10 protein-coding genes and 1 pseudogene are annotated in these 14687 nt (G+C 73.6%); 9 read left to right on the top strand and 2 right to left on the bottom strand.

The annotated features are described in order from the left end of the window. The first annotated feature begins 44 nt into the window (after positions 1 to 44). The 3 genes from OHB04_RS06480 to OHB04_RS06470 all read left to right on the top strand — a co-directional run bounded on the left by OHB04_RS06480 (position 45) and on the right by OHB04_RS06470 (position 2590). The gene (locus tag OHB04_RS06480) at positions 45 to 1526 is read left to right on the top strand and encodes an FAD-binding oxidoreductase (protein WP_326686724.1); all 1482 of its coding nucleotides are present in this window, start codon (positions 45 to 47) and stop codon (positions 1524 to 1526) included. Further along, positions 1523 to 2335, top strand: a complete 813-nt coding sequence (locus tag OHB04_RS06475) for a class I SAM-dependent methyltransferase (protein ID WP_326686723.1) — start codon at positions 1523 to 1525, stop codon at positions 2333 to 2335. Before OHB04_RS06480 ends, OHB04_RS06475 begins: the two co-directional genes overlap by 4 nt. A 132-nt stretch (positions 2336 to 2467) precedes the next feature. Continuing rightward, on the top strand, positions 2468 to 2590 hold the full coding sequence (locus OHB04_RS06470; RefSeq protein WP_326686722.1) for a hypothetical protein: 123 nt from the start codon (positions 2468 to 2470) through the stop codon (positions 2588 to 2590). A gap of 89 nt (positions 2591 to 2679) precedes the next feature. On the opposite strand, the gene OHB04_RS06465 is transcribed toward OHB04_RS06470, so the two are convergent. Next, on the bottom strand, positions 2680 to 4737 hold the full coding sequence (locus OHB04_RS06465) for a TOMM precursor leader peptide-binding protein (protein ID WP_326807001.1): 2058 nt from the start codon (positions 4735 to 4737) through the stop codon (positions 2680 to 2682). Then, the gene (locus OHB04_RS06460) at positions 4734 to 6719 is read right to left on the bottom strand and encodes a hypothetical protein (RefSeq protein ID WP_326807000.1); all 1986 of its coding nucleotides are present in this window, start codon (positions 6717 to 6719) and stop codon (positions 4734 to 4736) included. Before OHB04_RS06460 ends, OHB04_RS06465 begins: the two co-directional genes overlap by 4 nt. Positions 6720 to 7253: 534 nt before the next feature. Here OHB04_RS06460 and OHB04_RS06455 point away from each other — a divergent pair. From OHB04_RS06455 to OHB04_RS06430, 6 genes and pseudogenes are all read left to right on the top strand, one after another. Then, positions 7254 to 7724 (top strand): YchJ family protein, encoded by a 471-nt coding sequence (locus OHB04_RS06455; RefSeq protein WP_326686719.1) that lies wholly within the window; start codon positions 7254 to 7256, stop codon positions 7722 to 7724. Between the two features lie 404 nt (positions 7725 to 8128). After that, entirely contained in the window at positions 8129 to 11104 is a 2976-nt protein-coding gene (gene aroA, locus OHB04_RS06450; RefSeq protein WP_326806999.1) for a 3-phosphoshikimate 1-carboxyvinyltransferase, read from the top strand. A 61-nt stretch (positions 11105 to 11165) separates the two neighbouring features. Further along, positions 11166 to 11822 (top strand): acyl-CoA dehydrogenase family protein, encoded by a 657-nt coding sequence (locus OHB04_RS06445; RefSeq protein ID WP_326806998.1) that lies wholly within the window; start codon positions 11166 to 11168, stop codon positions 11820 to 11822. After that, a complete protein-coding gene (locus OHB04_RS06440) occupies positions 11762 to 12271 on the top strand; it encodes an acyl-CoA dehydrogenase family protein (RefSeq protein WP_326806997.1) in 510 nt (169 codons plus the stop codon). Before OHB04_RS06445 ends, OHB04_RS06440 begins: the two co-directional genes overlap by 61 nt. Next, positions 12268 to 13149 carry an SDR family oxidoreductase gene (locus OHB04_RS06435; protein ID WP_326686715.1) on the top strand — a complete coding sequence of 294 codons (882 nt, stop codon included), beginning with the start codon at positions 12268 to 12270 and terminating at the stop codon, positions 13147 to 13149. The genes OHB04_RS06440 and OHB04_RS06435 overlap by 4 nt, the downstream gene beginning before the upstream one ends. Continuing rightward, positions 13146 to 14636: pseudogene (locus OHB04_RS06430) on the top strand (oxidoreductase); the annotation flags it as partial. The gene OHB04_RS06435 and the pseudogene OHB04_RS06430, both read left to right, overlap by 4 nt. Positions 14637 to 14687 lie beyond the last annotated feature (51 nt).

Here is a 14687-nt window from a genome sequence, read left to right as displayed (position 1 = left end):
GTCGCCCCGGTGTTGGCTCGCAGAGAAGTGGATACTTTGAGTAGGTGAACGGATACGGAACGTTGTCAGCTGTGCCCCCGGCCGCCTCCTGGACGGCTCTGCGGCACGGCCTGGCGGGGGAGTTGCTGCTCCCCGAGGAGAGCGGATACGGCGCCGCGCGCCGCACGGCCGACGCCCGTCACGACGCGGCACGCCCCGCCGCCGTGGTGCGATGCGCCTCCGAGCACGACATCGCCGAGTCGCTCCGTTTCGCCCGCAGGTACGGCGCCCGTGTCCACACCCGCGCGGGCGGCCACTGCTTCGCCGGCTTCTCCACGGGCCCGGGACTGGTCCTCGACGTCTCCCCGCTGAACGACGTCGAGGTGGACGTCCCCGGCGCGCGCGTGCACTGCGGCGCGGGGCTGCGCACCGGGGCGTTCGCCGAGGCGCTCGACGCCCACGACAGGGCCGTACCCACCGGGCTGTGCCCCACCGTCGGCGTCACCGGGCTCACCCTCGGCGGCGGCATGGGCACCACCGGACGCCGCTACGGTTACGCCCTCGACAGCCTCACCTCGGCCCGCGTCGTCCTCGCCGACGGGCACACCGTCACGTGCGACACCGAGCGCCACCCCGGGCTGTTCTGGGCGCTGCGCGGCGGCGGCCCGCTCTTCCCCGGTGTTGTCGCCTCGCTCAGCTTCCGCACCCGAGCCGAGGAGCCCGTCACCGATTTCCTGCTCGGCTGGCCCGCGGAGTGCCGCGCCAGAGTGCTCACCGCCTGGCAGGAGTGGGCACCCGGGGCGCCCGACCGGCTCTCCAGCATGGCCGGTATCACCGCGGGCGAGACCTGGGACGGCCTCCCGCCCGCGGCCGTCGGCGGCTCCTGGCTGGGGGAGTGCGCCGACCTGGAGCACCAGTTGTCCGCGCTCGTCGCCGCCGTCGGGCGCGGTCCGGACACCTACACGACGGCGAGCCACGGACAGCGCGCCTCGCTGCGCTTCTGGGGCGGCTCGCCCCGGGGCAGGCTGCCGCTGATCCTGCGCCGCCACGACTTCTTCGCGCGCACCCTGCCCGGCAGCACCGCACGCGAGCTGATCGCCGTGCTGGAGCGCGACCTGCGCCCCGGCGAGAGCCGCAACTGCGACTTCGAGGCCCTGGGCGGCGCCTACAACCGCGTTCCCGAGCACGCCACCGCCATGGTGCACCGGAGCCATCTGTTCGGCATGCTCTCGCAGTTCAGGCCCGGCAAGGGGCGGCCCAACCGGCGCGCCGCCACCGCGGCACTGGACGGGCTGCACACCCTCGTCGCCCCCTGGGCCTCCGGGTACGCCTACCAGAACTACGCCGAGGCCGACCGTGCCGACTGGCGGCGTACCTACTACGGCGCCAACTACCCGCGCCTCGCGGCCGTACGGGAGCACTACGATCCGCACGGGCTCTTCCGCGTCCCCTTCCCCGCACCGCCCCCGGCGCTGCCCGAGCCCCCGCCCCTCGTCCGGGGCACCGCCACGGCGCCCGCGTCCCCGTCCGAAGGGCACCGCCCGTGACGGCCCTCGGCGTACCCCGCCCGCGCGGCTGGCTGCTGCCCGCGGCGGCCGAGGACCCGCACGCGGGCGACCCCACGACCGGCGACGCCTTCGGCCGGGCGGTGGCCGACTGCTGGCGCACCGGCGCGGCGCCCGGCCGCACATTCGAGGTCATGGAGGTCGACGACGGCGATGTGCACGTCGGGGACGTGGCCACGTTCTACTTCCCCGACCCGGCCGAGGTGCCCGAGTTGGAGCGGCAGGTGTGCCTACGTGCCACGGGCCGTGTCCTGGACGCCGCCTGCCGGGCGGGCAGCAGGGCCGTCTGGCTGGCCGGCCAGGAGACCGTCGACGCCGTTACCGGCGTCGAATTCTCGCCCGGCGCCGTGAAACTGGCGCGCGAGAGGGGCGTCGCCGCGTACCTGGGCAGCATCCTCGAACTGCCCGCCGGGGTGGGCCCGTTCGACACCGTCGTGCTCGCCGGTGAGGGGCAGGGCGTCCTCGGCAACGCGGCGCTGGCACCCGAAGCCCTGCGCAATCTCGCCGGGGTCGCGGCCCCGGGTGCCGTACTGCTCTACGAGGGGCTGGACCCCTATCAGGCGTTCCCCGCCTTCCGCGGGCCCCGGCTGGAACGTAATCGCGCGCGGGGCCGGCTGCCGGGGACCCTGCGCATCAGGAGCCGCTACCGGGAGTTGTCGACGCCGTGGTTCGACTACCTGTACTGCTCGGCCGAGGAGTTCACCGGGCTGGTGGACGGGACCGGGTGGGGGGTGCGGAGCGTGGAGAGCGACGGGGTCTTCTACCTCGTGACACTGCAACTGATGGTTTGACAGGGCGCGTTCACCCGTAAAGGTGATGGAGCTTTATATCATGATTTGATGGGCACCCGTCAGGCAAGCCATGGAGCGGTGCCGGAAGCGGACCGGCGCCGACCCCCATACGTCCGCTCGAAGGGACTCGACATGAGTGCTTCCACACAGCTCGCCGCGGCGCTGGCCGACCTCGAAATCCATGCCGAGGACGAGGGCGACGAGGGCGAGGCCGTGCCGCGCTGCGGCTGCTACGCGGCGGACACGGACGCCTGACCGGCGCCACGCACACCACCGGGCCCCGGGGCGGTTCACCGCCCCGGGGCCCGGCCCGTCCGGGCAGGACCCCGCCAGGGGGGCGCCCGTCAGGGGAAGGGGTGCGGATGGGGGTTGATCTCCTCCTCCGCCAGCGCGTCCGCGCGCAGCCCGAGCGTGCGGGGCAGCGTCCGGACCCGCGAGAGCCCCTCAACACGCCGCGCCGCGTGGCCGAACGTCATCGGCAGCGTCCCCGGCACCAGCACCTTCACACAGCGCAGCCCGCCGGCCCGGTGCTCGGGGCGGGTCTGGTCCACCACGATCACCTCCATGCCATCCGCCTCGTACCTGCGCACCAACTCGGCCACCTGCGCCGCCAGATCGGTGTGTCCCGGCCACGGATGCGCCGCCGCCAGTGCGGGCAGCGCCGCACGTTCCCCGTCCACCCGCAGGAACGAGAGCCGCTCCCGGGCCACGGGGTGGGAGTACAGCAGTTCGTGGTCGCCCATCGATCGCACCGCGTAGGGATCCTCCAGCATCGCTGCGGCCCGGTCCACGGCGAACGCGGGCGGTGCCAGCAGCGTGCACACCAGCTCGTCGAGGGCCGCCACCAGCGCGTCCTCCACGCACGGCCGTGCCGCGGCCCCGCACACCACCGCGGGCTGCCCCACGGCCCCGGGACCCGCGACCGACATCACCCACACCGCCGGAATCCCCTGCTCCAGCGTCGCGTCGAACGCCATCAGCTCGCACCCGGCCCGCTCGCGCGCCCAGGCGGCCAGCAGCGGAATCCGGCGGTCGGCCGCCGAGCCGAGGTCGATACGGGCCAGCGGCAGGCGCGCGTACCAGGCGGCCAGGAACGCGTCCCGCTCGGCCACCTCCAACAGCGCGTGCAACGCCGCCTCCGTCGTACTCGCCCCCAGCGCACACCCGTTGGAGACCTCCTGCACGAAGCGGGGTCCGGCCGGTGACGGGTCCGCGTAGTGCACCAGCGAAGCGGGCACCAGTACGGGGCGGTCCAGGGTGAGCGAGCGGCCCCACGTCCAGTCGATGCGGCGGGAGGCCGACCAGCGCACATACGGGAAGCCCGGCCGGTCGTAGGACGCGTCCGGATGCAGCCCGAGGGACGGCGGATACACCGCGCTGCCCGCCACCTCCCGATAGGAGGCGGTCGGCCCCCTGTGCTCCCGCCCGTGCGGGGTCGGCAGACCGCCGAGCCGCTCCAGGGCCTCCAGGACGGCGGCGGAGGAGGCCACACGGAAGTCGTCCCCGTGGCCGTACCCGTGATACGTGACGGGCATTGCCCTCGCCGGATCACGCACCGCAACCGCCACCGGCCGCCCGCCTCCGGACCGCTCCACCACCTCGTGCACCACGCCGGTGCACGGGTCCACGTACCCGGCCGCCACCCGGGCCACCTCCTCGCCCGACAGCTCGCGCAGCCGGCCCGGCGTGCCGAGGGGGACCGGCGCCAGGACCGGGGCCCTCTCCGCTTCCGGCAGCAGCGGTCCGCAGTGGGGGCACTCGGGGTCGGGCAACACCGGATGCCGGGTGATACCGCCCCGCTCGGTGCCGATCCGCAGCAGGGCGCCCCGCGTGCGGGGGCGCTCGCGCGGGGTGGCCGGCGCCGCCGGCTCCTCCAGCGCGGGCTCCTCCAGTGCCGACCCCTCCAGTGCCGCCAACTCCTCGGCGAGGAGGGCGCCGGTCAGTGCCGCCACGGCGGGGGCCGGAGGCGCGAGCGGGTAGGGACCCGGGCCCGCGCTCGTCCCCTCGGGGCGGGGGAGGTTGCGGTGCCGCCGCAGCCGCGCGCAGCGGGGGCAGCCGGGCCGGCCCGGCTGCCCGACGGGACCCACCAGCAGGGCACCCGGCTCCCACACGAGGGACAGCCAGACGCCGTCCGAAGCGGTGGCGCCCGCCTCGGCCTCCGCGAAGGCGTCGGCCATTTCACCCGGTCGTGACAGGTCCTCGCGCACACACGCCAGCCAGCGACGGGCGTGCGCGCCGGGGCAAGGCGCTTCCCCGAGCCGCCCCAGCGCCCAGCGGCCGAGTGGCACGTCCCCGCACAGCCGTACTACCTCGGAGCGGACGCGGAGGCTGGATGGCGCCTCGAAGTCCCCGCCTGTTGCCGGGAGAACGCCCTCCCTGGCTGACTCGCCGGTCGCGGTCACGCCTCCTCCCTCCGTCCCGCACCGACGGGAGCCGGTCCTTCTCCTTCACCTTCACCTTCGTCTTCGTTCAGGAGGATCACCTTCGCCACGTAGGGGCCGCCGGCGGGCAGGGGAACGGCCACCGGGCGAAGTCCCGCCGTGGTCAGCCCTTCGAGGAGGCCGACAGGACGTGCGGTGGCTTCGTTCCCGGAAAGGGCGGCGCCGGAGTGGGGTACGGGGCCGGAGGGGGGTGCGGCGTCGGGGAGTTGGGGGAGGGGGCGTGGCGGGCGTGGTGCGTAGGCGGCGCCCCCGTCGTGCGCCGCCTGCCAGGCCAGCAGCGCCAGACCGAGGGCCTCGGCGAGCGTCGCGCCGGGCTCCTGCCCGCAACGCAGCACGACGGCCGCACCGTCGAGCGTCACGGCGTAGGAGGGCACCCCGCACAGCACAGCGGACAGATCAAAGGCCCGCACATCACACCCCGTGGCCCGTAGCAGCTCCCGTTCCCCTCCACCCGGGATGCCGACCGGCGCGCATTGATGGTGCGCCAGCCGTGCGGCGACCTCGCGCTCGGCCAGTTCCCGCACTCCTTCCAGTGCCGCCTCTGCCGGGCTGAGCCCCGCGGCTGTATGGGCTTCAGCGCCTTCGTGGGCCGTCAGCAGGCGGGGCCTGCCGTCGGTGAGATCCCAGCCCCAGACGGGCCCTTCGGGGGAGTTCGCCGTGGCGAGGGCTCGTAGAGCCGCCAGGGAGCGCGCCGACTCGCGGGTGGGGCCGTGGGCGCCGATGAGCGTGCCGTCTTCGAGCACGGCGCGGCAGGTCCACCACGGGTGCTGATGCCAGGAGCCGGCGGAGACCTCGCGCAGGATGCCGGTGTACGGGTCCACCAAGGGGGCGACGCGGCTCCACAGCTCGGACATGGGGAGCGCGGGCGAGGCCCACCACGCCGTGACCGCCTCGGCTGTGGGACAGAGGGCGACCGGATGCCGGGCCGTCGCGCGGAATGTGACCGGATGCCGGGGCGCTGCGCGGTGTATGACCGGATGCTGCGGCGTGCTGTGTGTGACCGGATGCTCCGAGGTTGTCAGTTCCGGCAGGTCCACCCGCACGGCTGTGGTCCCTGACGGGACGGCTGTGGTCCCTGACGGGCCGCGCCCGGATGCCTCGTCGCCTGGGCCGCCCTCCAGGCCCGCCAGCTGCCGCGTGCACATCAGCACCACCTGAGCGGCCACCACGGAGACGGCGCCGGCGTCGAGCGCGCCGTCGCCCTCCCCGACGTCACCGGCCGTACGGTCCTCCGCCGCCATCACCGGCCCCACCCACGCCGCCGCCTCGGAGAGCCGGACCGGACACCACGCCCCCCGGCCCCCCTCCGGAGGAGCCTCGCCCCGGCCGGTCACCCAGATCAGCAGATCGCTTTCTGCGGTGACAGCCCCTGCGCTGGCGGCCCATGCGCTGACAGGCCGTGCGGTGGCGGCTCCCGAGGTATCAGTGGGCACGGCCACGGCAGCGCCCGGCGGTCCCGCCCCTTCCCGCACGACCGTTCGCACCGAGCGCCAACCCGAGTGCAGGCCCAGGCGCATCACTTCCGTCAGCAGCGGCAGGGCCGGGGCGCTCCCGGAGACCACGATGCGGGCCTCGCGCAGGCGCTGGAGGCGGTCTTCGGGGTGGTCGGCGGTGTAGCCGAGGAAGGCGAGCTGCTCGGCGGGCGCGTGCGGTTCGTCCGCCGTAGGACGGGGACGGGGCGGTGGGCGCCCGGGAGTGTGGTCGCGTACGTATCCGCCGCGTGCGAGCTCCTCGACCAGGTTTTCGACCATGTCGCGGCGGTCCGGCGGCAGCTCTCCGACCAGCTCGGCGAGGGTGTGCTCGCCCGTGAGAAAGGGCGCGAGGCGGGTCAGCCACGGGTGCAGCCCGGGGCCCCGGAGGAGCGTGCCGCCGTGCGGGGCGTGCACGTAGGTGCCGTCCGGCCGCTCCGTGAACAGCACGTGATCCCGCAACCGTGGCCGCATGCGTCGTACCCCCTCGTGTCGTGTGGGGGCGCGCCCTCGCGTATGCCTGTGGGCGTGTGCCACCCGGCCTCCCCGCCTCCGCCGTCCCCGCGTGACTGGCCCCGCAGGTCGCCTGCCATGCGCCGGCCTCCGCTGATTCGCCGCAATGAGTGATCTTGCGAGACGGGTGGTGTCGGAGGTCGGCGCACCGCCCAGGAATCGGGCCATGTGGCGAACGACCAGCGCTGACGCGCATCAAGAGCACGCGGGACAGGCCGTCCCGGCGGTGCTCGGCACCCGAGGGTTACTCCTCGTCTGGGCCCCTCTGGTGGCTGTCGTCACCGTGATGAGCGCCGTGTGTCTGCTCTGCAACGCGCCGCCCTCGCCCCTGCGTTCGGCCATGGAACAGCACGCGGGTGCCGTGCTGGGGTCCTGGTACGGCAGGGGACTGGAATCCCTGTACGGCCAGCAGCAGAATCCGACGGTGCCCCCGCGGCGGCCGGGTACACCGGAGCCCCGCCGCACCGCTCCACGCTCGTCCGGCACCATGGGGGCATGTCCCGACGCAAGCCCTCCCGCGCAGCCCGAGCCGACAGCGGGGCCCGGCGCGCCCCGCGACAAGGCGGCGGCAGGGTCGGCGGCGCCCCCGATCCGGCGGCTCCCTGCCCCTGTGGCCGCACCGCCTACGGGCAGTGCTGCGGACGGTTCCACGGGGGAGGCGCGGCGGCAGGCACCGCTGAGGAGCTGATGCGCTCCCGCTACGCCGCCTTCGCGCTGGGCGACCCGGCCTATCTGCTGCGCACCTGGCATCCGGACACCCGCCCCGCGCGGCTCGACCTCGCCGACGGGCTGCGATGGACGGGGCTGGAGATCCTTGCCACGTCCGGCGGCAGCGCGTTCCACGGCGAGGGCACCGTCACCTTCCGGGCCCACTACGCCGGGGCTGACGGGGAGTCCGGCACCCAGAGCGAGCACAGCCGCTTCGTACGCCACGAGGGCGCCTGGGTCTACGTCGACGGGAACTGAGCCCCTCACTTCACCCCGGCTCCACCGCCCCAGGCTCCCCCCGGCTCCACCCGCCTGACTCCACCCCCGCCATCCGGCCGCCCCGCTGCCTCTCACATACGGCGGGGCGCCGCGTGCTGCCCGCATGTGTCCCGTCTCCCGGCCCTCCGTCGCTCGCACGGCGCCGTGCGAGGCCGGTGCGAGGCCGCGTCAGGCCGTGTCAGGCCGGTGCGAGCGGCTCGTCGCGCGTTACTCCGTGAGGTTGCGGTCCGGGGATCGGACGGCACGGCTCCGCGCGTACCGCGGGGGCGGTCGTAAGGATCGGCACGGCATATATCAGCCCAAAGTATCCAGAAGTACACCGTCCTTCATCCGCCCATGGCACGCCCCGCCGTGCCGTAACCCGGGTATGGGAAGCGCCACATATGCACCTTCTTGTCAAAGGGGCCCGCCGGCCGCTGACCGGTGAGGTCCGCGTCCCCAACTCCAAGTACCACGCGCACCGCGCCCTGATCCTCGCCTCTCTCGCCGAGGGCACCAGCGTGGTACGTGGCCTGTCCGACGCCCGGCATGTGCAGTACACGGTGCGGTTCCTGCGCGGGCTCGGCACGCGCGTCGAGGTTGACGGCGACTCCTTCGTCGTACACGGCGGCCCCTATCGGCCCCGCCGCTCCGCCGTCTCCGCGGGCAGCTCGGGCACCACCTTGTACTTCATGATCGGGCTGGCCTCGCTCGCCGAGCGGCCGGTGACCGTGACGGGGCAGAAGTACTTCAAGCGCCGCCCCGTCGGCCCCCTGCTGGACGCGCTGCGCGGCATGGGTGTCGGACTGGAGTCGGCCGACGGCTGTCCCCCCGTCCATGTCCGGCCCGAGCGGCCCACCGGCGGGCACGTCCGCATCGCCGGCACTCTCTCACAGTGGATCTCCGGGCTGATCCTGCTCGCGCCGTTCGCGACAGGGTCCACCGTCATCGAGGTCGAGGGCGAGCTGAACGAACGGCCCTACCTGGAGCTGACCGTCGCCATGATGCGGCAGTTCGGGCTGGCCGTGGACGTCTCCGAGGACTGGCGGCGCTTCGAGACCGAGGGCGGCCAGCGGGCAACCCCGGCCGAGCTGACGATGCCGCCCGACATCGGCTCGGCCGCCTTCGGGATCGCCGCCGCCGCGCTCCACCCCTCCGACCTGCTGCTGCGCGGCATGAACAGGCTGCACGGCAGCCCCGCCGACCATCCCGAGGCGCACTTCCTCGACCTCGTCCAGGCCATGGGCATCCCCCTGGAGCTGGACCCGGCCGGGCGCGGCGTCCGCATCCGGCACGACGGTATCGACCTCAAGGGCGTCGAGGTCGACTGCCGCGAGGTGCCCGACATGCTGCCGGTGCTGGCCGCGCTCGGCACCTTCGCGCAGGGCGAGACCGTCTTCCGGCACGTCGCCCACACCCGCCTCAAGGAGTCCGACCGCGCCGCCGCCATGCTCCAGCTCAACTCCATGGGTGGCGAACTGGAGCTGGAGGGCGAGACGTTGCGGGTCGCCGGCGGGGCCAAGCGGCTCGTCGGCACCCGGCTGTCCTCCTTCAACGACCACCGGGTGCTGATGTCCCTGGCCGTGGCCGCCTCCCGCGCCTCCGGCCGCACCACGCTCACCTACCCCCACGCGTACCGGATCTCCTACCCGGCCTTCCTGGAATCGATGAACACCCTCGGCATCCCCATGACCGTCGAGGGCGGCAGAGGTGCGGTCGCCGAAGGCGGCGGGCCCATGGTCGCCGAGGGCGGCAGACGTACAGCCGCCGAGGGCAAGCGCGCTACCGGACGTGCTCGGCAGGCCCCGGACGTATCCCGGCCCGACGAGGCCGCCACCCACACGCTGCCCGAACTGGTCGCCCGCCGTGCCGGGTCCGACCCCGACGGCACCGCGCTCGTCGACGTACGGGCCTGCGGCAGCACCTCGCTCACCTGGTCCGCGCTCCACGAGCGCGGCGAGCACATCGCCGCGCTGTTGCTGCGGCTCGGGGTCCAGCCCGGCGAGGCCGTCGCCTTCCAACTGCCCAACCGCGCGGAGTTCACCGCCATCGCCCTGGCCTGCGTGCGGGTGCGGGCCCTGTGCTGCCCCATCATGCCGATCTTCCGCGAGCGCGAGACGGCGTTCATACTGCGCCGCTCCGGCGCCCGAGTGCTGCCGCTGCCCGGGGAGTTCCGCGGCAGACGGCACGCCGCCGAGATCGCCGCGCTGGCCGCCGAGGGCTTCGCGGACAGCGCCGGGAGGGACACCGGCAGGCTCGAACACGTCGTGGTCCTGCCCAGGGAGAGCGGGCCCGCCGAGGTGCCCGCCACCGCCGGGACCGCGGACCGCATCCAGTGGCACGACTGGGAGTCCGCACTCGCCGCCACGCCCCTGGACGAGGAAGCGCTCACGTCCCGCGTTCCCAGCTCTGAAGACCTCACCCAGCTCCTGTTCACCTCTGGTACCACCGGCGAGCCCAAGGGCGTCCTCCAGCGCTCCGAAGCGCTCACCCGCGCCGCGTCCATGGAGATCCGCCACCTCGGGCTCACCGGCGCCGACACCGTCTGGATCCCCTCACCGCTCGCCCACCAGACCGGCTTCCTCTACGGCATGTGGCTCGCGCTCGTCCTCGGCGTCCCGCAGATCGTGCAGGCCGAGTGGCACGCGGGCCTGGCACTGAAGTCGCTGCGCGAGCACCGGGCGACCTTCGTCCAGGCCGCCACACCCTTCCTGACGGACCTCCTACGCGCCGTCGAGGACGGCGAGCGGGCGCCCCAGGACCTGCGGATCTTCGTGGCCACCGGCGCCACCGTGCCGCGCGGGCCGGCCGAGCGCGCCGGCCGGGTGCTGGGCACCACCGTGCTGGGCGCCTTCGGCTCCACCGAGACTTGCCTGGCGGCCATCGACGCCGCCGGCTTCCTGCGGATCACCGGACGGGTCAAGGACGTCATCAACAGGGGCGGCGAGAAGATCCCCGTCGCCGAGGTCGAACAGCTGCTGCACGACCACCCGGCTGTCGCCGACGTGGCCGTCGTCGCCATGCCGGACGAGCGGCTCGGTGAACGCGCCTGCGCCTTCGTCGTTCTCGAAGACGACGGCGCCGGGCTGGAGTTCGAGGAAATGCAGAAGTATCTCGACGCCCATCAGGTGGCCAAGCAGTACTGGCCCGAGCGCCTGGAGATCCTCGCGGGAGCGCTGCCCCGCAACGAGGCCGGAAAGATCCAGAAGTTCCGGCTGCGGGAGCGGGCACGCGGCCTGCGCCCGCAGCGCCAGGAGACAGACCGGGCGCTGGACCCCAGCACCGCCGGGCTCGGCTCCGGGCTCGGTTCCAGCACCACCGGGCTCGGCTCCAGCACCGCCGGGCTCGGCTCCAGCACCGAAACGGAGAACATCAAGTGAGTGAGCAGCAAGGTGTCGGCCCGCACAGTACGAGCGGCTGCGGGAGCAGGTCATCTCCTGGGTGACCGGGCCCGGTGAGGAGTGGGCCGGGCGGATCGAGGCCACCGGGCAGGTGCCCGGACAACTGTGGGCCGAACTGCGCGAGCGGGGCTTCCTGCGGATGGCGGCCCCGCGCGCATACGGCGGCCACGGGCTCTCGTTCACCCAGTGGATGGGCCTCATGGAGATCTTCTCCCGGTCCCACGGCTCCCTCCGGATGGTCGTGCACGTCGTCAACGGCATCTGGCGCGCCATGGACCCCTTCGCCACCGAGGAGCAGCGCAAGAAGTTCGTCCTGCCCGCCATCGAGGGCGACATCAAGATCGCCTTCACCCTGACCGAGCCGGGCAACGGCACCGGCGCCGACATCACCGCCTCCGTCGTCCGGGAAGGCGACACCTACTACCTCACCGGCGACAAGCACCTGATCACCTTCGGTGTCAGCTGCGACTACTACCTGCTCGCCGCCGCGTCGAGGGCACCACAGGGCACGAGGGCACCGTCTCGCTGCTCGTGCCCAGGGACGCCGAGGGCGTGCGGGTCGAGGACACCTCCCGGACCATGGGGGTCACCGGCACCGACCACGCCTCCCTCCACTTCTCGCGCGCCCCCGTGCCCGTGGCCAACCGCCTCGGCAAGGAGGGCCAGGGCCTGGACGTGGCGCTCGGCGGCTTTCTGACGCCCTCGCGCATCTCCGTCGGAATGAGCTGTGTCGGGCTGGCCGAGCGCGCCCAGGAGCTCGCGCTCGACTACGCCGAACGCCGCGTCACCTTCGGCAAGAAGCTCAGCGAGCGGCAGGCCGTCCAGTTCATGCTCGCCGAGAACGCCGCCGACATCGAGGCCGCCAAGCAGCTCGTCCTGCACGCGGCGCGCGCCTTCGAGGCGGGCGGCGAGGACGCCTCCATGCTGTGGTCCATGGCCAAGATGACCGCCGTGTCCATGCTCACCCGCGTCACCGACAAGGCGCTCCAGGTGCACGGCGGGCTCGGCTACTGGAAGACCAGCCCCATCGAGCGCGTCTACCGCGACGCACGCGCCCAGCGCTTCGAAGAGGGCACCAACGAGATCCAGAAGACCGTCGTCTTCCGTGAACTGCTGCGCCGGACCGCCCGGGGAGGAGCCCGATGAGTGACACCGGGAAGACGAGTGGCACCGGGAAGACGAGCGACACCGGGAAGACCAGTGGCAACAGGACCGGAAAGGTCGCGCTGATCACCGGGGCCTCGCGCGGCATCGGCAGGGAGCTGGCCTTGACCCTGGCCCGCCGCGACCGGGCGACCGTCGCCGTCAACTACAAGAAGAACGCCGACCTCGCCGAGAAGACCGTCGCCGACATCGAGGCGCTGGGCGGCAGCGGGTTCGCCGTACAGGCGGATATCGAGACTCCCGAGGGTGTCACCGCGCTCTTCGACGAGGTCGCCAGACGCTGCGGGCGACTGGACTGGTTCGTCTCCAACGCCGCGGCCAGCGCCTTCAAGAACATCGTCGATCTCAAACCCCACCACCTCGACCGCTCCTACGCCATGAACCTGCGCCCCTTCGTGCTCGGCGCGCAAGAGGCGGTCAAGCTCATGGACCAGGGCGGCAGGATCGTCACGCTCTCCTCCTACGGCTCCGTGCGCGCCTACCCCACCTACTCCACGCTCGGCGCCATGAAGGCGGCCATCGAGGCTTGGGTGCGCTACATGGCACTGGAGTTCGCGCCCTACGGCGTCAACGTCAACGCGGTCAACGGCGGCCTGATCGACTCCGACTCGCTGGAGTTCTTCTACAACGTCCAGGGCATGCCCGACATGCGGACGGTGCTCGACCGCATCCCCAAGGGCCGCCCCGGCACGGTACGGGAGATCGCCGACGTGCTCGCCTTCCTGCTCGCCCCCGAGTCGGAGTACGTCACCGGCCAGACGCTGGTCGTCGACGGCGGGCTCAGCGCCGTCGCGCCCCCGTTCTTCGCCGACGCGGGACCCGGACTCCAGCTCCCGCCACGCCCTCAGCGGCCCGCATGACGGCCTGCCGGACCCGCCCGCCTCCGCTGCCGGGCGGGCGGGTCCGGCACCGGCCCGCACACAGTGAGGAGTCCCGCGTGTTCGCCCACGTACTGCGCCCCGGCGCGATCGGCTCGCTGAAGGTCGCGAACCGCCTCGTGATGGGGGCGATGCACCTCAACCTGGAGAGCCTGGAGGACGCCGGAGCCGCCCTCGCCGCCTTCTACGCCGAACGGGCCCGCGGCGGCCCCGGACTCATCGTCACCGGCGGCTCGGCCGTCAGCCCCGTCGCCGCGGGCGGCCCCGGATACAGCCTGGTCAACGACCCCGCGCACCACCCGGCGCTGCGCCGTGCCGCCCGCGCCGTCCACGACGAGGGCGGCACCATCGCCCTCCAGCTCTTCCACGCCGGCCGCTACGCGCTGCTCGCCGGTACCGGGCTCACCCCGCTGGCGCCCTCGCCCGTGCACAGCCGCTTCTCCCGTGCCACGCCCCGCGAGATGACCGAGGAGGACATCCTGCGCACCGTCGAGGACTTCGCGCACGGCGCCGCGACCGCACGCGAACTCGGCTACGACGCGGTGGAGGTGATGGCCTCCGAGGGCTATCTGCTCAGCCAGTTCCTCTCCCCGGTCACCAACCTGCGCACGGACGACTGGGGCGGCGGCGCCGAACGCCGCCGCCGCTTCCCGCTGGAGGTGCTGCGCGCCGTACGGGCGGCGGCGGGCGAGGACTTTCCCGTCCTGTTCCGGATCTCCGGCGCCGACCTGGTGCCCGGCAGCCCCGGCCAGGAGGAGACCGACGCGCTCGCCGTCGCGCTCGCCGAGGGCGGCGCCGCGGCCCTCGGCATCGGCGTGGGCTGGCACGAGTCACGGGTGCCCACCGTCCAGTCCGCCGTACCGCCCGGCACCTGGGCCCGCTACGCCGAAGCCGTCAAGAAGGCCCTGTGCGCCGCGGGACACCCCGAGGTACCCGTCATCGCCTCGAACCGCGTCAACCGGCTCGAACAGGCCGAGAGCCTGCTGCGCTGCGGCATCGACTTCGTGTCCATGGCCCGCCCGCTCCTCGCCGACTCCGGACTGCTCGCCAAGTCCCGTGCGGGCCGCGGCGACCTCGTCAACGTCTGCCTCGCCTGTAACGAGGCGTGCGTCGACAGGTCCTTCGGCCAGGAGCGCGTCTCCTGCCTGGTCAACCCGCGCGCCGGGCACGAGCTGGACTACCCGGAGCGGCCCGCCGGCACCCCGCGCTCCTACGCCGTGATCGGCGGCGGCCCCGCCGGGCTGGAGGCAGCACGGGCGCTGGCCGCGCTCGGCCACCGGGTCGAACTGTTCGAGGCGTCGGACGAGCTGGGCGGCCAGTTCCGGCTGGCCCGCCAGGTCCCCGGAAAGGAGGACTTCGGCGCGACCGTGCGCTACTACACCGCCGAACTCGCCCGCCTCGGCGTCCGCCTCCACCTCGGCAGACGGCTCGGCCTGGGCGACGCGGAAGACCTGCGGCGCTTCGACGGAGCCGTGCTCGCGACCGGAGTGCAGCCCCGGCTCCCCGAGATCCCCGGCTGG

The organism is Streptomyces sp. NBC_01775, from assembly GCF_035917675.1.
GTDB lineage: Bacteria > Actinomycetota > Actinomycetes > Streptomycetales > Streptomycetaceae > Streptomyces.
The sequence above is the reverse complement of the archived record's forward strand: the minus strand, read 5'-3'. Positions and strand labels throughout refer to the sequence as shown.